The sequence below is a fragment of the Flavobacterium sp. GT3R68 genome (assembly GCF_007109225.1).
Taxonomy (GTDB): domain Bacteria; phylum Bacteroidota; class Bacteroidia; order Flavobacteriales; family Flavobacteriaceae; genus Flavobacterium.
Genome location: NZ_VJZK01000002.1, coordinates 419,988 through 440,406 on the forward strand (window position 1 = coordinate 419,988; position 20,419 = coordinate 440,406).

General features: G+C 38.4%; 20 protein-coding genes. 8 read left to right on the forward strand and 12 right to left on the reverse strand.

Annotation, left to right across the window (positions count from 1 at the left end; translation table 11 throughout):
• Window positions 1-3: 3 nt before the first annotated feature.
• Together FNW07_RS06325 and FNW07_RS13870 are read right to left on the reverse strand one after the other, a co-directional pair.
• The gene (locus tag FNW07_RS06325) at window positions 4-1,782 is read right to left on the reverse strand and encodes a GMC oxidoreductase (protein WP_126744862.1); all 1,779 of its coding nucleotides are present in this window, start codon (window positions 1,780-1,782) and stop codon (window positions 4-6) included.
• A gap of 136 nt (window positions 1,783-1,918) precedes the next feature.
• Window positions 1,919-2,731 (reverse strand): hypothetical protein, encoded by an 813-nt coding sequence (locus FNW07_RS13870; protein ID WP_221931745.1) that lies wholly within the window; start codon window positions 2,729-2,731, stop codon window positions 1,919-1,921.
• A 136-nt stretch (window positions 2,732-2,867) separates the two neighbouring features.
• Here FNW07_RS13870 and gcvP point away from each other — a divergent pair, with 136 nt between their 5' ends.
• From gcvP to FNW07_RS06370, 8 genes are all read left to right on the forward strand, one after another.
• A complete protein-coding gene (gcvP, locus tag FNW07_RS06335) occupies window positions 2,868-5,714 on the forward strand; it encodes an aminomethyl-transferring glycine dehydrogenase (RefSeq protein ID WP_126744863.1) in 2,847 nt (948 codons plus the stop codon).
• Window positions 5,715-5,717: 3 nt separating this feature from the next.
• Window positions 5,718-7,064: a M48 family metallopeptidase gene (locus FNW07_RS06340; RefSeq protein WP_126744864.1), complete on the forward strand. Its 1,347-nt coding sequence runs from the start codon at window positions 5,718-5,720 to the stop codon at window positions 7,062-7,064.
• A gap of 10 nt (window positions 7,065-7,074) precedes the next feature.
• Window positions 7,075-8,607, forward strand: a complete 1,533-nt coding sequence (locus FNW07_RS06345) for a DUF6770 family protein (protein WP_126744865.1) — start codon at window positions 7,075-7,077, stop codon at window positions 8,605-8,607.
• A 132-nt stretch (window positions 8,608-8,739) separates the two neighbouring features.
• The gene (locus FNW07_RS06350; RefSeq protein WP_126744866.1) at window positions 8,740-9,798 is read left to right on the forward strand and encodes a 3-oxoacyl-ACP synthase III family protein; all 1,059 of its coding nucleotides are present in this window, start codon (window positions 8,740-8,742) and stop codon (window positions 9,796-9,798) included.
• Window positions 9,799-9,942: 144 nt separating this feature from the next.
• Window positions 9,943-10,467: a methyltransferase domain-containing protein gene (locus tag FNW07_RS06355; protein WP_126744867.1), complete on the forward strand. Its 525-nt coding sequence runs from the start codon at window positions 9,943-9,945 to the stop codon at window positions 10,465-10,467.
• Window positions 10,467-11,318: a glycosyltransferase family 2 protein gene (locus tag FNW07_RS06360; RefSeq protein WP_126744868.1), complete on the forward strand. Its 852-nt coding sequence runs from the start codon at window positions 10,467-10,469 to the stop codon at window positions 11,316-11,318. The genes FNW07_RS06355 and FNW07_RS06360 overlap by 1 nt, the downstream gene beginning before the upstream one ends.
• 88 nt (window positions 11,319-11,406) lie before the next feature.
• Window positions 11,407-12,153: an ABC transporter permease gene (locus tag FNW07_RS06365; protein ID WP_126744869.1), complete on the forward strand. Its 747-nt coding sequence runs from the start codon at window positions 11,407-11,409 to the stop codon at window positions 12,151-12,153.
• On the forward strand, window positions 12,153-12,914 hold the full coding sequence (locus tag FNW07_RS06370; protein WP_126744870.1) for an ABC transporter ATP-binding protein: 762 nt from the start codon (window positions 12,153-12,155) through the stop codon (window positions 12,912-12,914). The genes FNW07_RS06365 and FNW07_RS06370 overlap by 1 nt, the downstream gene beginning before the upstream one ends.
• Before the next feature lie 39 nt (window positions 12,915-12,953).
• Here FNW07_RS06370 and FNW07_RS06375 read toward each other — a convergent pair whose 3' ends face one another.
• From FNW07_RS06375 to FNW07_RS06420, 10 genes are all read right to left on the reverse strand, one after another.
• Window positions 12,954-14,015, reverse strand: coding sequence for a mannose-1-phosphate guanylyltransferase (locus tag FNW07_RS06375; protein ID WP_126744885.1), 1,062 nt, complete (start codon window positions 14,013-14,015; stop codon window positions 12,954-12,956).
• Between the two features lie 13 nt (window positions 14,016-14,028).
• Window positions 14,029-14,628 carry a SprT-like domain-containing protein gene (locus FNW07_RS06380; RefSeq protein WP_126744871.1) on the reverse strand — a complete coding sequence of 200 codons (600 nt, stop codon included), beginning with the start codon at window positions 14,626-14,628 and terminating at the stop codon, window positions 14,029-14,031.
• Window positions 14,629-14,641: 13 nt separating this feature from the next.
• Window positions 14,642-15,319: an SDR family oxidoreductase gene (locus FNW07_RS06385; protein ID WP_126744872.1), complete on the reverse strand. Its 678-nt coding sequence runs from the start codon at window positions 15,317-15,319 to the stop codon at window positions 14,642-14,644.
• A gap of 48 nt (window positions 15,320-15,367) precedes the next feature.
• Window positions 15,368-16,024: a hypothetical protein gene (locus FNW07_RS06390; RefSeq protein WP_126744873.1), complete on the reverse strand. Its 657-nt coding sequence runs from the start codon at window positions 16,022-16,024 to the stop codon at window positions 15,368-15,370.
• Window positions 16,025-16,027: 3 nt separating this feature from the next.
• Window positions 16,028-16,906, reverse strand: coding sequence for a D-alanine--D-alanine ligase (locus FNW07_RS06395; protein WP_370511493.1), 879 nt, complete (start codon window positions 16,904-16,906; stop codon window positions 16,028-16,030).
• Window positions 16,907-17,098: 192 nt separating this feature from the next.
• Window positions 17,099-17,767: an NRDE family protein gene (locus tag FNW07_RS06400; RefSeq protein WP_255512732.1), complete on the reverse strand. Its 669-nt coding sequence runs from the start codon at window positions 17,765-17,767 to the stop codon at window positions 17,099-17,101.
• 26 nt (window positions 17,768-17,793) lie between these two features.
• Window positions 17,794-18,282: a DinB family protein gene (locus tag FNW07_RS06405; protein ID WP_126744875.1), complete on the reverse strand. Its 489-nt coding sequence runs from the start codon at window positions 18,280-18,282 to the stop codon at window positions 17,794-17,796.
• 1 nt (window position 18,283) lies between these two features.
• Window positions 18,284-18,673 carry a DoxX family protein gene (locus tag FNW07_RS06410; protein WP_126744876.1) on the reverse strand — a complete coding sequence of 130 codons (390 nt, stop codon included), beginning with the start codon at window positions 18,671-18,673 and terminating at the stop codon, window positions 18,284-18,286.
• A gap of 6 nt (window positions 18,674-18,679) precedes the next feature.
• The gene (locus FNW07_RS06415; RefSeq protein WP_126744877.1) at window positions 18,680-19,138 is read right to left on the reverse strand and encodes a YHS domain-containing (seleno)protein; all 459 of its coding nucleotides are present in this window, start codon (window positions 19,136-19,138) and stop codon (window positions 18,680-18,682) included.
• 120 nt (window positions 19,139-19,258) lie between these two features.
• On the reverse strand, window positions 19,259-20,398 hold the full coding sequence (locus FNW07_RS06420) for an acyl-CoA dehydrogenase (RefSeq protein ID WP_126744878.1): 1,140 nt from the start codon (window positions 20,396-20,398) through the stop codon (window positions 19,259-19,261).
• Window positions 20,399-20,419: the final 21 nt, after the last annotated feature.

The following is a 20,419-nucleotide window of genomic DNA, read 5'->3' on the forward strand; positions in this document are numbered from 1 at the left end:
GAATTAATTTGAAGCGATTAAGGTATCGGAATAGGCTTGCGTTTTTGACTCCGTTTCGTTTAGGAAATTATCAGCTAAATCCTGAGCCAATGCCACCATCGTCATCGTCGGGTTCCATGAACCGCTCGCTGGCCAAAGCGCACCTCCGGTAACATACACATTTTCCACACCATTTGGTCGATAATCCAAACCAACAACACCTTCGTCATTTTTACCGATATAAAGACTTGATCCCTCGTGAACCAATCCGCCCACTCTTCGCTGTGCTATTGCCGGATGTTCGGCCGACCAAACACCCTCATTAGGGTTGCCATGCCAGTATTCTACTCTACTGCTTCCCTGAGGAGATAACGCATTTTCTAACATCTGGAATGTTCCCTCATCCATAGTATCCCAAGTCTGAAGATCGGTTTCACTGGCCAGCGCCTGAAGTGTAACATTGGTAGTCGGATCAAGTTGTCCGTTAAGACGTAAATTGTTCTCTGAATTTCTGAAATCCATTTCACCAAGAACGGCACAAACAAAAACTAAGTAATCCTCAGAGCTGGTTAATTGCGCTATCGAAGCTGTAGCTACAACATCCGGCATATATCGAGCCGCTTTTTGTGCATTTTTCATTGGATTTTTGTCCGACAATACCGAAAGTTGCACATGATATTGCATACCACTTTGGGCGTTGACCCCCGCCATATAAATTGCTGCCAATTCCAATTCGTCTAATTGATCCGCAAAATCATAATCCTTGCGAGGAATACGGGCTACAACAGAAGTAATAAAATGTGCGGTGAAACGCTCTCCCGCTTTTTTAACTTGTGGAAAAGAATTCATTATTAAAGTAGCTGGCGGAAGTGTTCCCATGGCCAAAATAACCTTAGCGTCCCCAACATTTACAACTCCTCTCGAAGTATCTAATGCCGTCGCTACACCGTCTTGCTGATGAATACGGTTTACAATACAATTGCCTGCCATCTTTAGTGGACTTCCTAAACCTTTTGCATATAAATCTGACTGTTTAATAGAGAGATCTAACATTACGGAAGGTGTAGAGAATTTAGCAAAATCCAAACCTTCCTGCGTACCTGCACCTGCAGCTAAAGGAGCTGCCATACTTCGTGTAGCCGAGGAAACTTTATTTAAATTTGCCGCCAGCATTTCCTGAAGCGCATGTTGCATGACGCTATACACCGGACGTTGTTTGGCCACATGGCTCAATAGCTCAGAACTCAAATCATTATCAATTTGGTCAGCAGGAACCACATTTAGCAGTTTTTCAGCCGATTCGAAATGTGCTCTGGCCGCATCGATAACCTCCTGGGGCCAATATTGCATTTCCTCCTGAGTTGGTCTTGGACACCAGGCACTCCACATAATACTGCGTCCTCCAAAAAAGGGAACCATCCCATGTTGAAACTGGATATTTCCAGCGGGCTGCGTAGCCGTTTTACTCGAAAGAGTCCATGGAAATGTTTCCGAAAGACCACCTAAGGTGTGTTGATACGGGATTGCTAAATTCTGAAAATGTTCCGGCAGGAAAAAAGGCCCCCGCTCTAAAATCAGTATTTTAGACTTTGGTTTTTCAGCTAAAATTCTTTCAGCGAAAGCGAGCGAACAAAATCCACTACCAATAATAATGTAGTCAAAATGTTCCTGCTCACGAGCAATTTTCCAATCGGTTTCTGATAAAAAAAAGATGTGATCCATTACCTTCTGGGGCGTTGGATCTTGCGGTCCTGGGGTTGGAAACCCGTTAGAGAAATTCGGACTTGATGAGAATGTGGTCATAAATATAAAATTTTGAGTGATAAAATTATAAAATTTTAACACGTAAATTACTATTTATTTATAAATTAACATTCTTTTTACTACAAATTGTTTTAAACTTAATGTAATATTTCTTAGAATTGTGATTTATAAAGCTTTAAGCGAACAGCCACACCAAGGCCAGCCACGCGATCGGAATACTTTCTACCCAAAAGGAAGTATAATATTTCGAGCGGTCAGGGTAGGCGAAAATTGTAAACAAACCAGTAATCATAATTAAAACCAGATTAATCCACAGTTGATTAGCATTAAAATCACTTTTCAGGAATTCCACAAAATAAAAGGGAATCAATAAAAACAATCCCAAAAGCTTGGTTTTCCTTACCCCTATTTTTTGGGGAATTGTTTCCAGCGAAGGGGCATCTTTTTTTAAATCTATAATCTCAAAAATCAGGATTAAGATAATAACCAACAGAAACCGTTGTGCAAACTTTAAAAAGACATCCGTCGCAATCGCTGTGTTCGAATTAATCAAGGGCAATAAAATAGTAATTCCGGCCCAGCAAAAAGCCACGATGTAAATCTTGACGCCGCTCCAATTACGAATATTAGCTTTATTGGGGAAGAAAGGAATCGCATACAATAAGGTAAAGGCGAAGAAAACGACAGCGACGATTTGGGTTCGAAATTCCAACTTAAAAAAGCAAAAAACTGTTGCTGCCAAACACAGCAAACTGAAGATAAAAATTACTTTCAAGTGCTTCCGCACGGGTTTTTTATTTCTGAACAGACTCTCATATTTCACAAAGTTATAGCCAAGGACGGTTCCGAAAAAAGCAAATCTCGCCATAACCTCATCTAACTGATTATGAAACATGTGATTAGTCATCAAAACCAATGACAGCACTGCAAGAGCAACGTGAATACTGCTGTTTATATAAAAATCAAACAATTGCCGAATAATCCTCATACTACAAAATTAATCAAACTGCTAACAAGAAGTGGATTTAATTGAAATATCACAAAAAATAGCTGCTAAAAAAAGGTTTAAATAGGTAATAAATATTTAATTTTACGCTCTTTAAAAACACAACCTACTTACTTCGATGAGAACAGATGCTTTTGCTTTAAGACACATAGGACCTAGAGAAAATGACCTTCAACATATGTTGAAAACGATTGGTGTTACCGATATGGACCGCCTGATTTATGAAACCCTTCCGGACGATATTCGTTTAAAGGCACCTTTAAATCTGGATCCTGCGATGACGGAATATGAATATCTGAATCACATTCAGCAATTAGGAAACAAAAACAAAGTATTTCAATCGTATATCGGTTTAGGATATCATCCAGCTATTGTTCCTGCGGTAATCCAAAGAAACATCTTTGAAAATCCGGGATGGTATACCGCCTATACACCTTATCAGGCAGAAATTGCTCAGGGGCGTCTCGAAGCGATCCTGAATTTCCAAACCATGGTCATCGAATTAACCGGGATGGAAATTGCCAACGCTTCCTTATTGGACGAAGCTACTGCTGCTGCTGAAGCTATGGCGTTATTATTCGATGTACGTTCTCGCGATCATAAGAAAAGCAATATCAATAAATTCTTTGTTTCAGAAGAAATATTACCGCAGACATTATCGGTTTTGCAAACGCGTTCTACACCCATCGGAGTGGAATTGGTAGTCGGCAATCATGAAACTTTTGATTTTTCAACGGAATTTTTCGGGGCCATGCTTCAATACCCGGGAAAATACGGACAAGTAAATGATTATGCCGGTTTTATCGCTCAGGCAAAAGCAAACGAAATAAAAGTAGCAGTGGGAGCCGATATTTTAAGTTTGGCAAAATTAACTTCTCCCGGAGAAATGGGCGCTGATGTTGTATTTGGAACCACGCAACGCTTCGGGATTCCGTTGGGTTATGGTGGGCCACATGCGGCTTATTTCGCTACAAAAGAAGAATTCAAAAGAAGCATGCCGGGAAGAATTATCGGTATAACCATAGATACCAATGGAAACCGTGCTTTGCGTATGGCTTTGCAGACCAGAGAGCAACACATCAAGCGTGATAAAGCGACTTCAAACATCTGTACGGCACAAGTTTTATTGTCGGTTATGGCTGGAATGTATGCTGTATATCACGGACCAAAAGGATTGCAATATATAGCTGATAAGGTTCATGCTTCGGCAGTAACCACCACAGAAGCATTGAATAAATTAGGCGTTTATCAAACCAATACAGCTTTCTTCGACACCATTGTTGTTAAAGCGGACGCTGCGAAAGTTCGTGCTATTGCAGAGAAAAACGAAGTGAATTTCTACTATATCGATGCGGATACGATTGCTATCGCATTTAATGAAACAACGAGCCTTGCCAACATCAATAATATCGTTTCCATTTTTGCGGAAGCAACTGGGGCAGCCTTTACTCCAATAGAAATTCTTTTACCTTCAGGCAGAATTCCGGAAGGATTAGAAAGAACAAGTACTTTCCTGCAACACGACGTATTCAACAAATACCATTCTGAAACGGCTTTGATGCGTTACATGAAAATGTTGGAACGCAAAGATTTAGCATTGAACCATTCAATGATTTCTTTGGGATCTTGTACGATGAAACTGAATGCTGCCGCAGAAATGTTACCATTAAGCATGGCCAACTGGAATAACATCCATCCGTTTGCTCCGTTGGAACAAGCACAGGGATACCAGGAAATGTTGAAAAAACTGGAACAACAGCTGAATGTAATAACTGGTTTTGCCGGTACTACTTTACAGCCTAATTCCGGTGCACAAGGAGAATATGCCGGATTAATGGTTATTCGCGCATACCACCAATCGAGAGGTGATCATCATCGAAATATCGCTTTAATTCCTTCCTCTGCTCATGGAACGAATCCTGCTTCTGCAGCAATGGCGGGAATGAAAGTAATCGTAACCAAAACATTGGAAAACGGTAATATCGATGTGGATGATTTACGCGAAAAAGCAATACAATACAAAGACAACTTATCATGTCTGATGGTAACATATCCATCAACTCATGGTGTATATGAAGCTTCTATTATTGAAGTGACCAATATGATTCACGAAAATGGCGGACAGGTTTATATGGACGGAGCCAATATGAATGCCCAAGTAGGACTGACCAATCCGGCTACCATCGGAGCTGACGTTTGTCACCTAAATTTGCACAAGACTTTCGCTATTCCACACGGTGGCGGCGGACCTGGTGTTGGACCAATTTGTGTAGCAAAACACTTAGTGCCATTTTTACCAACCAACCCGGTAATTCCGACGGGAGGAGAAACTGCTATTACCGCTATTTCTGCTGCCCCATGGGGCTCTGCTTTGGTTTGTCTGATTTCTTATGGCTACATCACGATGTTGGGTGCCGAAGGATTGACAAATTCTACTAAAAACGCGATTTTGAATGCCAATTATATCAAAGAAAGGTTAAGCGGACATTACGACACCTTATATTCAGGGGAAATGGGCCGGGCCGCTCACGAAATGATTTTGGAATGCCGTCCTTTCAAACAAAAAGGAATTGAAGTGACCGATATCGCCAAACGTTTGATGGATTACGGCTTCCACGCTCCTACTGTATCTTTCCCGGTTGCAGGGACTTTGATGGTTGAACCAACCGAAAGTGAAAACCTGGAAGAATTGGATCGTTTTTGTGATGCGATGATTTCAATCCGAAAAGAAATTGAAGCAAGTTCTGCCGATAATGCGAATAATGTCTTGAAAAACTCTCCGCATACTTTAGCAATGCTGACTACCGAGGAGTGGGATTTTCCTTATACAAGAGAGCAGGCCGCTTTCCCATTAGAATACATAGCAGAAAACAAATTCTGGCCAACTGTAAGAAGAGCTGATGATGCTTACGGGGACAGGAACTTAATGTGTTCTTGTGCTCCAATTGAAGCTTACATCGAATAAGTGATGCAGAAAACCATTTTAACCGCATTATTCTCATTGAGCTTTTTATTTACATTGGCCCAAGAGAAAACTTTTTCCTATATCCCAAAGAATAAAGATTCTATTTTCAGTTATGTTACGAAAGTAAATGAAATTAAAAAATCAAAGTTTGACGGGAAATATAAAAAGGAAATCAAGGAAATAATAACGGAACGTAATACTGATTTTATAAAAACCATTAAAGACAGTAATTATATTTTCGATTCCAAGATTTCCGGCTACTTAAATAAAATATTAGGGGAAATCTATAAATCTAACCCAGATTTAAAAACTGCGGACAACTACTTTTTTATAAGTAAATCTCCTATTCCCAACGCTGCATCGTACGGCAATGGAATATTCACAGTTAATTTAGGCTTGTTTAACCTGGTCCAAAGTGACGACGAGTTGGCTTCCATATTAAGTCATGAAATAGCACACCAAACTCTAGAACACGTTGACAAGTCAATGCTGTCTTACATAGAAAAAATTAACTCAAAGGAAACTAAAAAGAAAATAAAGGAGGTAACCAAAAAAGAGTTTGGCAAAAGACAGGCCGTATCTGATTTAATCAAAGACCTGAACTATAATTTTTTAAGACGTACCAGAAAGGCAGAATCCCAGGCAGATTCATTAGGACTGGTTATTTTTAGTAAAACTAAATATAAAAAAAGCGCAAGTTTAGATGCGCTTAAACGTTTAGATTTTGTTAATGACATGATTTTTAACGAACCGGTAAACTTAAAAAATCACTTTGATTTTAGCGAGTATCCTTTTAAGGAAGCATGGCTAGCGAAAGATCAAAATCTTTTTGACATAAAAGAAAGTGCCAATGATTATGCAATGGATAAAGATTCCGTTAAAACCCACCCTGACATTCCTATCAGGCTTGAACTGCTCAAAAAGTTCGTCAACGAGGACAACTCAACAGCGCAACCATCTTCTGAAATACAAGCAATAAAAAAAATTGCCGCTGACAATAGTATTGAAATTTTTATGACGGAATCGAGAATAGATTGGGCATTATATCAAACCTTATTAATGTACAACCAAAAGCAATTGGATGAAAAAATTTATTGTAATAACGTCAGCCAAATATTAAAAAAAACATACGAATTTAAGAATAAGCACCTATTTGGCAAATATGTAGGTCTTATAAATGGGTTTTCAGACGAAAAAAATTTGGATGAGGTAAAACAATTTCTTCATAATATTGAACTTAAATCCATAAAAAAAATAGGGCTACAATTTTGCATGAAATATCAAACTGTCATGCAAAATGATCCTGATTTTATCAAAACCACAGAATTTTTCACTAAACTTAACCAATAAACAAACTCTTATGACAAACAAAATCCTATTAGCATTCCTTACATTTTTAACGTTGAATTGCTATGCACAAAGTAAAAAAATAAATGATGTAAACACTTTCATTCTTAGAAATACAGGTGCAATTCTTGATAAAAATAAAGATGTCGATGGCTACTACTTTTATTATGTAGTTGACAAACTTAAAAAAGGAGATCGGGAATTCGCGATACAAATCCTGGATAAGAATTTAGTTGAAGTAGCCAAAAAATCATACGTCGACAATAAATATACTTTCTTGATGAAAAGTAGTTTTAATAATCAGAATATGATGTTTGCTATGGCAAACTTTAAAACAAAAGAAATCAACTTGCTATCTTTTGACAAGCAGGCCAATCAGAAAGAAGTAATTAATATTCCTTTAGAAAACAAGGAAATCAAATATCTTCAACTAATGCAACAATCCGGGGACTTCAATGTTTTATTCCCGGTGGAGAACAAAGGCTTCCTGTTCAATAAATTAGAAGACAACAAAAAAATTGGTTATTCGTTAAAATACTATCCTACTGATGGCGGAAAAGCTTGGGAATACAATTCTCCAAGTGATTCAAAAGAAATATTCGCAATCAATCCGATCGAAGTTAATGAAAAAGTTGTAGTAGCTCTGGAATCGTCCAAATCAAGCCTGCTCTCAAGAAAATTCATGTTAAAAACTAAAGTGATCGATGTGAACACGGGTCTTTTATTATATGAGAAAGAATACAGTAAAAACAGTAAACCACGATTAATAAATAATGCTTTCCTTGATAAAGACAACAATGTTGTTTTAATGGGAGAATATTTTAAAGAAGGTGACAACATCTATAGCGATAAGAGTTTAGGATTATTTACTGAAGTAATAGATATTACCGGAAAAACAATAAAAGAAAATTTTACAAGCTGGCTAGTGGATGTTGCTAAAATTGCTAAAACAAAAGGTAACTATATTGAAGACAAAGGGTATATCTATTTTCATAATATTGCAAGAACAAATAATAATGAATACTACGCAATTGGTGAGTTTTACAAAAGAACTGCTAGTGCAAGTGGTATCGCAATGACAGTTTTAGGCGGAGGTCGCAGTGGCTCTACTGTTACGCAACTTACAATTACCAATTCAGTAGTTTTTAAATTCGATTCTAATTTCAAACTTACAGGGATTCAGGAATTTGAAAAAGGAAAATCAAGAGCACCAAGTTTGTCTGACTTTGGAAGCCCACAATTAAACGCACATGCCTTAAAATCATACGGTGCTTTTGATTATGAATACACCCAATTAGACAAAGCTAATGACCGATTTTATGCTTGTTTCATTGATTACGAAAGATTAAAAGGTGAAAAAAATAAAAATGCTTTTAAAACTATCATTTATGATGAAGGTAAATTATCAGAAGATAAAATTTACTTAGCCAGCGAGAATAAAGAATTCAGAGTTATGCCAGCCAAAGTTGGAAATATATTATTACTTGAATACGATAAAAAAGCAAAAGAAATAAACTTACATATGGAAAAGCTAAACATTAATTAATCTGTTTAATTTTTTTATAAACTGAACGTCCTGAGCAATCGGGACGTTTTTTTTTAAGTTTAAATACCCGTTATTATTTTTAGTTCAAATAGAATTTTATAAATTAGCAAGCATAACCTTGCTGCCCACACAATGAACATAAAAATAACCGGTTCCGGAAGCTATATTCCGGAGATAAAAATAAGCAATACCCATTTTAGCGAACATCGCTTTATGAATGAAGACGGAAGTTTGTTTGGGTATCAGAATGAAGTAGTTATTGGGAAATTTAAAAGCATTACCGGCATAGAGGAAAGAAGATATGCCGAGCCGCATATCATGACTTCCGACATGGCTTATTTTGCAGCCAAGAAAGCCATTGAGAATTCGGGGGTAGATCCCGAAACTATAGATTACATCATCCTGGCCCATAATTTCGGTGACCTGAAACAGAACGCCATTCAATCGGACGCCGTTCCTTGTCTGGCATCTCGTGTCAAGCATAATTTACGCATTCAAAACCCAAAATGTGTGGCCTTTGACATCCTTTTTGGCTGTCCCGGGTGGATTGAAGGCATGCTTCAGGCCTACGCTTTCATCAAAGCGGGCATGGCTAAAAAATGTCTGGTAATTGGAGCCGAAACCCTATCCCGTGTAGTCGATGCACACGATCGGGATTCGATGATTTATTCCGATGGTGCCGGAGCAACGGTAGTCGAAAGCACAACCGACGACGGTGGAATTATTACTCACGAAAGCGCTTCCTACACCTATAATGAGAAAGATTATCTGTTCTTCGGAAGTTCGTATAACAAGGAACTGGACCCGGATGTGCGCTATATCAAAATGCATGGGCGGAAAATCTATGAGTTTGCACTGAACCAAGTCCCAAACGCGATGAAAAGCTGTCTCGAAAAAAGTGGTTTTGGCATAAACGACGTTAAAAAAATACTGATTCATCAGGCAAACGAAAAAATGGACGAAGCCATCATTCACCGTTTCTACAAATTATACGACAAACCCGTTCCCAAAGGCATCATGCCAATGAGTATCACGCATCTCGGAAACAGCAGCGTCGCCACAATACCGACACTTTATGATTTGCTGACGAGTGGAAAAATAGAAAATCAGGAACTACATAAAGGAGATGTCATTATCTTTGCTTCCGTTGGCGCCGGTATGAATATCAATGCCTTCGTTTACAAATATTAATTTTTGCTAGGAGCTAATCCTGCTATCCATTGCAAATGAAATTCACTGAACACCAAAATAAAATATTAACTTGGTGAAGTAATCTTTTTGTTTTTAAAGAAAAACAAAAAGGATTTCCATTGTTATCAGGGCTAAAAAAACATCATGTACGAAAAAACATTTCCGAATAAACGATTCAAACACACATTAGATTTTCTAAAAAAACATATTTCCACTTCCGAAACTGTATTAGATTTAGGAGTCGAAAATCCCTTTTCCAAAATCATGAAAGAAGAAGGATTCTCGGTTACCAGCACCACCGGAGAAGATTTGGACGAAGACCGAAGCGTTTTCCAAAAACAAAATCCTGACGTGGTGACCGCTTTCGAAATTTTCGAACACTTATTGAACCCGTATACCGTTCTCAAAGAAATAAAATCCGATAAATTATTCATCTCCATTCCGATGCGTTTGTGGTTTTCACCGGCATACCGAAGTAAAACGGATATGTGGGACCGTCATTACCATGAATTCGAAGACTGGCAGTTGGATTGGTTATTGGAAAAAACAGGATGGAAAATCATCGACAGACAGAAATGGACCAATCCGGTAAAAAAACTGGGGATTCGTCCATTGCTGAGACAATTCACCAACAGGTATTACATCGTTTACGCCGAAAAAGTCAAATAATGGACTACTATATTGTCATTCCCGCACACAACGAAGAATCATTCATCGCTTTGACGCTGCAATCTTTAATTTCACAAACCGTCCTGCCAAAAAAAGTGGTGGTGGTTAATGACAATTCCACCGATGGAACTGCAGGAATTGTAGAAACTTTCGCCAAAGAAAATCATTTTATCACTCTGGTAAATTCATCTTCTGAAGCAGTTCATCTTCCCGGAAGTAAAGTCATTCAGGCTTTTCACAAGGGTTTGCAAACTTTAGATGACCAGTATGATATTATGGTAAAATTGGACGCAGATTTGATTCTGCCTGACAATTATTTTGAAACCATTATTGACCATTTTAAATCCGACGATACTATTGGAATGGCCGGAGGTTTTGCATTTATAAATAAAAACGGGGAATGGATTCTGGAAAACCTCACCGACAAAGATCACATTCGCGGTGCTTTTAAAGCATACCGAAAAAAATGTTTTGAGCAAATCGGCGGACTAAAACCAGCCATGGGTTGGGATACCGTAGATGAACTGTTGGCTAAATTCTACCATTGGAAAGTAGTTACAGATGCTTCTTTAAAAGTGAAACACCTGAAACCCACCGGTGCCAATTACAACAAAACCGCCCGATACAAACAAGGGGAAGCTTTTTACACATTGGGCTACGGTTTCTTGATTACTGCCATTGCTTCGGCAAAGCTGGCCATGATGAAAAAGAAACCGTTGTTATTCTTAGATTATATCCATGGTTTCTGGAAAGCAAAATCAGCCAAAAAACCTCTGTTGGTTACTCGGGAACAGGCTGAATTTATCAGAGGTTATCGCTTGAAGAAGATGAAGGAAAAACTGATGGACTAAACGCTGATTTACTACTATTTAAAAAAACTGCAGAGCACAAATTGTTAACTGCAAACTAATCCTTATTTTAGCACCTATTTTCAAGCCTATGATGCTCATTCGTTATATAACCCAGATCGGAAGATACTTTTTGATGTGGAGAGAGATTTTCAAAAAACCTACCAAATGGTCGGTTATGAGAACCCTTATCTTTAAGGAAATCGATGATTTGATTATCGGCTCTTTAGGAATTGTTGCCTTTATATCTTTCTTCGTTGGTGGGGTTGTGGCGATTCAGACAGCGTTAAACCTTACGAATCCATTAATTCCAAAATACCTTATTGGTTTTGCGACCAGACAATCGATCATCTTAGAATTTGCCCCAACCTTTATTTCCATTATTATGGCAGGTAAAATGGGATCATTTATCACCTCGAGTATTGGAACGATGCGTGTAACCGAACAAATTGATGCCTTGGAGGTTATGGGAGTGAATTCACTGAATTATTTGGTTTTTCCAAAACTAATTGCGTTGCTTCTCTATCCTTTTGTGATCGGAATTGCAATGTTCCTGGGTATTTTCGGTGGATTTATCGCCAGTGTTTACGGTGGTTTTGGCAACAGCAGCGACTTTATTAACGGATTGCAGATGGACTTTTTGCCATTTCACATTGCATACGCTTTTATAAAAACATTTATTTTTGCCTTACTTCTCGCGACAATTCCTTCTTTTCATGGTTACTACATGAAAGGTGGTGCACTTGAAGTAGGTAAAGCCAGTACGATTGCTTTCGTATGGACATCGGTGACCATTATTTTGATGAATTATATCCTAACCCAATTACTTTTAACCTAATGATAGAAGTAAAAAATGTCGAAAAATCGTTCGGAGATGGCAAAGTCTTAAAGGGGATTTCCACTGTTTTTGAAACCGGAAAAACCAATTTAATTATTGGCCAGAGTGGTTCCGGAAAAACAGTTTTACTGAAAAGCCTTTTGGGAATCCATACTCCAGAAATTGGGACCATTTCCTTTGACGGCAGGATTTATTCTGATCTGACCCGGGATGAAAAAAGGGAATTACGTACGGAAATTGGTATGGTCTTTCAGGGAAGTGCACTGTTTGATTCCATGACCGTGGCCGAAAATGTTGGTTTTCCATTAAAAATGTTCACCAAAAATACCAAATCTGAAACCCAGGAAAGAGTTGATTTTGTATTAAAAAGAGTCAATCTTACAGACGCACATAATAAATTCCCAGCGGAGATTTCCGGCGGAATGCAAAAACGGGTGGCGATTGCCCGGGCCATTGTAAATAATCCGAAATATTTATTCTGTGATGAACCCAACTCGGGACTGGATCCTAATACAGCAATTGTAATCGATAATCTGATCAAGGAAATCACTGAAGAATACAACATCACAACAGTAATTAATACCCACGATATGAACTCGGTAATGGAAATTGGCGAGAAAATTGTATTTCTTAAAAACGGACTAAAAGAGTGGGAAGGCTCAAAAGAAGAAATCTTCCGAACCGATAACGAGGCCGTAGTGGATTTTGTCTATTCCTCGAATCTGTTTAAAAAAGTGCGGGAAGCCTATTTGAAAGGATAGAAAATAAAAAAGCGAAAATTAAATTTCGCTTTTTTATTTTTATAAATCGTTGGCAAGTGCAGTAATTCGTTTAATATCCTGTTCCTTATCCTTGGGATAAATAAGTAAAATATCGCCTTTGTCTACAATAATGAAATTATCAAGTCCATCGATAACCACCAGTTTTTTACCTTCTGCCCGGATGATATTATTCGATGCATTTTCTAAAATCACAGTGGCATTTACAACCGCATTATTATAATTGTCCTTCGGCAATTTATCATGCAAAGAGCCCCAGGTGCCCAAATCATTCCAATCAAAGGTGGCCGGCAGTACAAAAACATTTTCGGCTTTCTCCATTACCGCATAATCAATGGAAATATTTTCAGCTTCCGTATAATTGGTATTAATAAAATCAATTTCGTTCCCGGTGTTATAACTTTCGAAACCTTTCATGAACAAGTTTTGCATGGCTGGTTGAAATTTTTCAAAAGCTTCAATAATTGCCTGCACACTCCAGATAAAAATACCGCCGTTCCAGAGGAAATTTCCGCTTTCAACGAACCCTTTAGCGGTCACGTAATCTGGCTTTTCCCTAAACTGAATCACCCTTTTTATCGGGCTCTCATAAGATTTATCAAATTCAATATAACCATACCCCGTGTTCGGGAAAGTGGGCTGAATTCCTAAAGTCATCAATGCATTATTCTGATTGCAAAAACCAAAACATTGTTCCAGATTGGCAATAAAAGCACTTTCATCCTCAATCCAGTGATCGCTTGGAGCCACCACCATCAACGCATCCGGATTCTGTTTTTTAATTTTCAATGAAGCATATAAAATACAAGGCGCAGTGTTCCTCATGGCCGGTTCCAATAGTACTTGTTCCTGCTTCACCATCGGCAACTGCTCCAAAACCAGATTATTGTATTTCTCATTGGTTAGGATTAAAATGTTTTCTATTGGAATTAATTTGGACAGCCTATCAAATGTTTTTTGGATTAAGGTTTCCCCGGAACCCAGCATATCGTGGAACTGTTTTGGAAAATCAGTGGTGCTGACCGGCCAGAATCGGGAACCGACTCCACCAGCCATTAATATTGCATAATAATTTTTATTCATAGTCATAATCATTCTAATTAGGTAACAGCTCCACCTCTGCATTGGGGTTAAACAAATACGTACGAGCCGAACTTACTTCGAGGCATTCGTATCTTTTTACACGTAAAGCGCCTTTTTTGAAAATCTTTCCGTTGTGGATTCTGAATACGCTTCCATAAGGGATTTCAAAGATATAGTTTTTATCATTTTGCTGATCAAACTGTTTCAATGCCAAAGACAAGGTCGCATCGGTATCACTGCTTGCTGAAGGATTTCTGAAATGTCTGGCTAATAGGGGCAGCAAATGGTTTGGGAAAATTTCCGGTCGTATAAAAGGAACCATTAATCTTTGGAAAGTATATTTCCATTCCGTACCATGGGGCTTGATGTTTCGTCCATATTTTTCGAAAGCAACCAAGTGCGCTATTTCATGGATCAGCGTCATCATAAACTTGTATTTATTCAGATTGGCGTTGACCGTAATTTCATGTTTTCCATTCAATCCTTTTCGGTAATCGCCGTGCCGCGTCACTCTCTCATTGACGATTTTCAGATGTACCCCATTTAAAACAATCAATTCAAAAACGGGTTTTACAGCATGTTCCGGTATATACTTTGCTAATGTGTCGCTCATAAATCAATAATCATTATGGTGTCGAAGAAGAAACCTCCAATACTTTCCCATTGTAATATTTATTCCCTGTCAACGTAAAATCATAAATATAATCTGCCATTTCTTTTGCCGAAAGAGGCGCCTGATATCCCGGGAAAGCTTCTGCAAGCATTTCGGTCTGTACCGAACCCAGTGCCAAAACATTGAATGCAATCCCTTGTTCCTTATATTCTTCCGCCAATAATTCCGACAGGGTTATTACGGCCCCTTTACTGGAACTGTACGCCGAAAGTCCGGAAAATTTCATGCTTCCCTGTATTCCTCCCATACTGCTGATGGTAATCACATGGCCGCCTCTATCCATAAATGGAAGACAAACTTGCGTCAAACCGGCCACGGCAAATACATTGACTTTATATATCGATAAAAAATTATCAATTGAAGTTTCCGAAAAAGGTTTCAATAATAACGCACCGGCATTGTGAACCACCGCATCGACTTTTTTCCACGTATCAGAAAGAAAAGTGCCAACTTGAATTAAATCTTGTTCCTGTGCCAGATCTACCGACAAACACGTAATGTTTTGATGATCGATCAAGGCTTGCGGGGTTTTACGGGAAAGGGCCAGAACCTGATATCCGGCATTGGCAAATTGCAAAGCCAATTCGTACCCAATTCCCCTACTCGTTCCTGTTATAACAATGTTCTTCATATCCAATTTTATTGCCCGTAAAGATATGGAAACCAAATTAAAAACGGATTACTTTTTGGTTACGGAAGGCTTACGGTATTTCCTGAAAAAGCTATAGGTCTGAAAAAGTGCCAAGCCAATAAAAACCATTGGAATGATGTGAGACATCAGATATTTAGATAAGCTATCTGTTTTTTCGGTTACCAGATTTAAAAAGAGAACAAGCAAAAGCATTCCGAAGAAAGTACCCAATAAAGTTCCGATGACGTACAGCCATTTGACTTTCCCTTCAGCTGTGATATATTTTGCATTAATCAGATACAGATTCCATCCTGTCCAGAATGGAATTTGGATGAAATTCAGGCCACTGAAAATAATCCCGATTATATAGGGTGAATAATCAATATACGTTTTCAAATCGTTCTGTTGACTGACTTCCATTTTGGATTGGGAGTAAAAAGTATAGGCCAACAGCAGCATAAAAAATATCGAAAAAATTTCAATGGCTTTAATCAACTTCTTTTTATGGGCTAATTTATCGGCAAAAATAAGGGTGAAATAAATCACAGAAGCCTCTACCGTGACAACACCAAAAAGATACAGAACCAAACTGTTCATTCCCGACTTGCTGTATACTTCATATCCGATAATATTGAGATAACCCAACGGAATCGAACCTATAAAGCTTACCAGAAAACCAACAATAATGTTTTTTAGTGCTTTCATAGATTAGAAATTGACGATTTTCCGACTTTGTTCCAAATGCATTCGGTATTGCTCCATTCCGGCTTTATGCGATAAAAAAGGGGCGCCATTCTTATAGTTTTCAATACTGATGGCATACATATACCGGATATGCCGGATCAATTCTTTCCACGCAAAGAAAAGCGAATGCTTCGGATCATAGATATGGGTAGGCTCACTTCCTGCGCCGTTTAGCTCCACAATGGCAAAGTTCTCGCCGCTTTCCAATTCTTCCAGACTGTTGTACATGATATCCAATCTTCCAAAATAAAACCCTGGAATGGCCAGACACATTTCGTTCACCATATCCGTCAGCTTTGGAGTAACCCAAGAACTGCCATCAATAAACTTGGCCCCGCGCGCATGATTGCCGTACGGAACCAGATTACGGATTTCTCCATCGGGAACGACCTCCTGCAAACGGTTGCCATATTCTCTTTTGAGTGATTTCAACTGTAACTCGAAACGTGGATTTTGCCTGATGAGTTGTTCTACAGTAGCAATACCATCACCGATAACTGATAGAAATTCCTTGGCCACGATTCCGGTAATTTCACCTGATTGCTGATGTGGAAAACGCACATAAAATATACCTACCTCCTTGGCAAACGGAATTAAATCCTGTATCAGGTAATCAAAATCCGCTTTAGTATGATAGTGTTGTAATTCTTCCAAATTAGCAATCTTCTTTACCGCCGAACCCCGCAATCCGATATCCGGTTTGGCTATAAACGGATATTGAATATTGGCATTTGAAACTTTTGAAACAACCTCTTCGAAAGAAGTTCCGGTTTTAATCAGATCGGTTTTTGGGTAATATTTTTGCGGTATCAGATCATAAATCTCTTTTTTGGATTCCATCATAAATCCGCCATTTTTAATAGTTGGATTGGAAGCATTAAAAAAGAAAATTGATTTTGATTTTATGGCATAATAGGCCCACACAAAATAAATTGGAATATACACTATCTGGAAAGGCCAATATTCCCAGTGGGTCAACTTATGAAAAAATAGTCTGATTCGCCTGTTCGTTATCACCCGGGTCAATTTTACATATTAAACGATGGAAAACGAGGTCGTAAATTCTTTATGTGACATCAAATCACAATGCAATATAGTTACATTATCGGATATAATTACCGACTGGGTAATACTCAGGGTTTTGAGTATGTTGTTGCGATTGATGACTAAGCCGTTTTCTGAATTCTCATCTTCGGTATACCGATGAAAATTAAGCATCTCCTCGGCAGTGATTCCTGGTTTTGTTTCCAAAAAACTGTAAAACCATTTTTCTCTTGTTTCCCGTACTTCCTGAGGATAGAGCGTTGCAGAGGACCACACGTAATTTTCGGACGTGTCCAGTGGCATAGTTTCTTTCTCCAAACCATTCCAGCGCAATTGATACAATTCCCTATTCTGAAATAAAACCAAAGTAAAGGGTTCAATATTATCCAAGTCAATTTGGTGCCAAGCTTCTATTGGAGAATCACTACTGATCAAATCCAAAACAATTAGCCCACGGCTTTTCCGATACGGCGGATTCATCATATGCTTTTCAGAAGCACCGTTGAGAAGTACCAGTACTGTCCCATTCTCATCCGCAGCATACCACGTTCCTCCCGCTTTTGGATCTTTCGGAAAGATGATGTTCTTGTTGTTTACAATATATTTTCTGGGTTCAATAGCTGGCCGGATAACTTGCTCGTCGCGATTGGATGTGAGCATAATTTTATCATTCGAGCGAACGAAACTTACTGTGCACATTGGCTTCTGTATTCTATAGTAGAACGGGCAACGCCAAAATTAGCATCAATCGAAATAGAAGGGCATTGTAAGATGGCCACTTTGATTAAGGCCTGATGGTGAATACAGTGCTCGAGATTGTAGAGTAATTCCCTAAAATAATTGCTTTCTATTCTGATTTCTTCCCCATCAATAATTTGCTGAAGAGTAATGGTTTTATTTTCCTTGATTAAATTGTTTTTAACTTGCTCAATAGACTGGATAGCAAAATCGGTATCGGTCTGAATCAGTATGTTCCGTGCTCTTTTGTCATAATTTACAACAGCTGAATCGTACTGATTTTCAAGACACTGAAACATTTCAATGATATGTCGGGTATGTTCACCAATACTGGACTGACTCAATTCGACAATCGGATTGGAGTATTCTGCATTTTGAAGTTGATTCAGTAAATCGATCAATTCGTTCAAACTGTTTTTTATGGAAGGAATCAGCATATTATATTTTAAATTTTATCAAATCCGGGATTTTAGCTTTATTCATGAAAACCAATTTCGAACAGCAAAGAAAAGTTATTATTGCCAAAATAAAAAGTGTTCCTCCATCATTTTTGACTTCTATCCCGAGTACAAATATATGCGAAAAAATGGCACCAAGCATCACCCCCATTCCAAGCAAAGCACCTAAAAGTGTTGTTCGTGGAATCAGGATAAGAATGGCGGCGATCAGTTCGGCAATTCCGGAACCAATCCTTCCGTAGGGATCCATTCCCAGTGTTGAAAATATATACACCGATTCCTCGCTGCCGCTGAATTTAAAAAACAGCGTCTGTAAAAGAATGATGGCAGCCGTCAGACGCAATATCCAGATAAAAATAACTGATTTCATAATGGCTTAATTTGATATTTTCTTCCACGATGCATCCGCTTTTTTCTTCAAAACAACTTCGTTCTTATTCCAGGTTTTCATTGTATTGTTGAAAAAAGCATTATAAAAAAGATATAGTTTTCCATCCACAATCTTGAAAGTTTCTGGATTGATCTCCACTTTTTCTCCGGAATCGCCCATTGCATAAGCGCACCATCCGCCGTATTGCGGTTCGTAGCTGGTTGGACTTTTCAGAAACAATTCTTTATTTGCCGCCGCTGAAAAATAATATACTACACCTTCATAAGCAGCACTAAAGTCCTTTTTCCCTTTCACCGCTTTCCCCTGTTTGAAATACGCAATAGGATCATATCCCTGGATAGCCACTTTCTTGTCGAGATTAAAATGCGTGATTCTTTTGTTTCCATTTTGCGCGGATGCCATTATGGATAAAAATGCAATAAGTAAAAAAATAAGCTTTTTCATGCTATTTAAATTTTGAAATTTGAAGTTTCTTCACGCCTTATAGTTGTAAATTTATGGAAATAAAAAAAACCAACCTCAAAATAATGAGATTGGTTTATATTTTAGTCATTAATCTGTTAATTAAGAAACCAGACTTCTTGAAATTACGATACGTTGGATTTCTGAAGTTCCTTCATATATCTGGGTGATTTTAGCATCACGCATCATACGTTCCACGTGGTATTCGGCCACATATCCGTTTCCGCCGTGAATCTGAACAGCTTCAATAGTGGTATCCATTGCGGTTTGCGAAGCAAATAATTTGGCCATCGCCCCGGATTGAGAAATATCCTCACCTGCATCTTTTTCACAGGCTGCTTTAAGACATAACAGTCTTGCAGCGCTTATTTGTGTTGCCATATCGGCTAATTTGAAGGCAATTGCCTGGTGTTTAAAAATTTCTTTACCGAAAGCTTTACGTTCTTGTGCATATTTTAAAGCCAGTTCATAAGCTCCGGTTGCAATACCTAATGCCTGCGAAGCAATTCCGATACGGCCTCCGTTCAATACCGACATAGCAAAATTGAATCCGAAACCTTCGGCACCGATACGGTTTTCCTTAGGCACTTTTACATCAGTGAACATTAAAGAGTGTGTATCCGAACCACGAATCCCCATTTTCTTTTCTTTTAATCCGATATCAAATCCGGCCCATCCTTTTTCAACGATAAAAGCATTGATTCCTTTATGACCTTTTTCAATATCTGTTTGCGCAATTACGATATAAGTTGACGCTGAATTTCCGTTGGTAATCCAGTTTTTAGTTCCATTCATCAAATAATGGTCCCCTTTATCTATTGCGGTTGTTTTTTGTGAAGTTGCATCCGAACCCGCTTCAGGCTCTGACAAACAAAAAGCTCCAATAACATCTCCTTTTGCAAGAGGTACCAAATATTTCATTTTTTGCTCCTCATTACAATATTTTTCCAAACCTGCACATACCAATGAGTTGTTTACCGACATCACTACCGCTGCCGAGGCATCCACTTTTGCGATTTCGGTCATAGCCAAGACATAAGCCACGCTATCTAATCCGGACCCACCATATTTTGGATCAACCATCATCCCTAAAAACCCCAGTTCAGCCATTTTTTTAACCTGCTCCGTTGGAAATTTCGAATGCTCGTCTCTTTCAATTACACCAGGCAATAATTCAGTTTGAGCAAAATCTCTAGCTGCCTGCTGTATCATCAAGTGTTCTTCGGTAAGTTTAAAATCCATAATATAAGGTGGTACTAATTG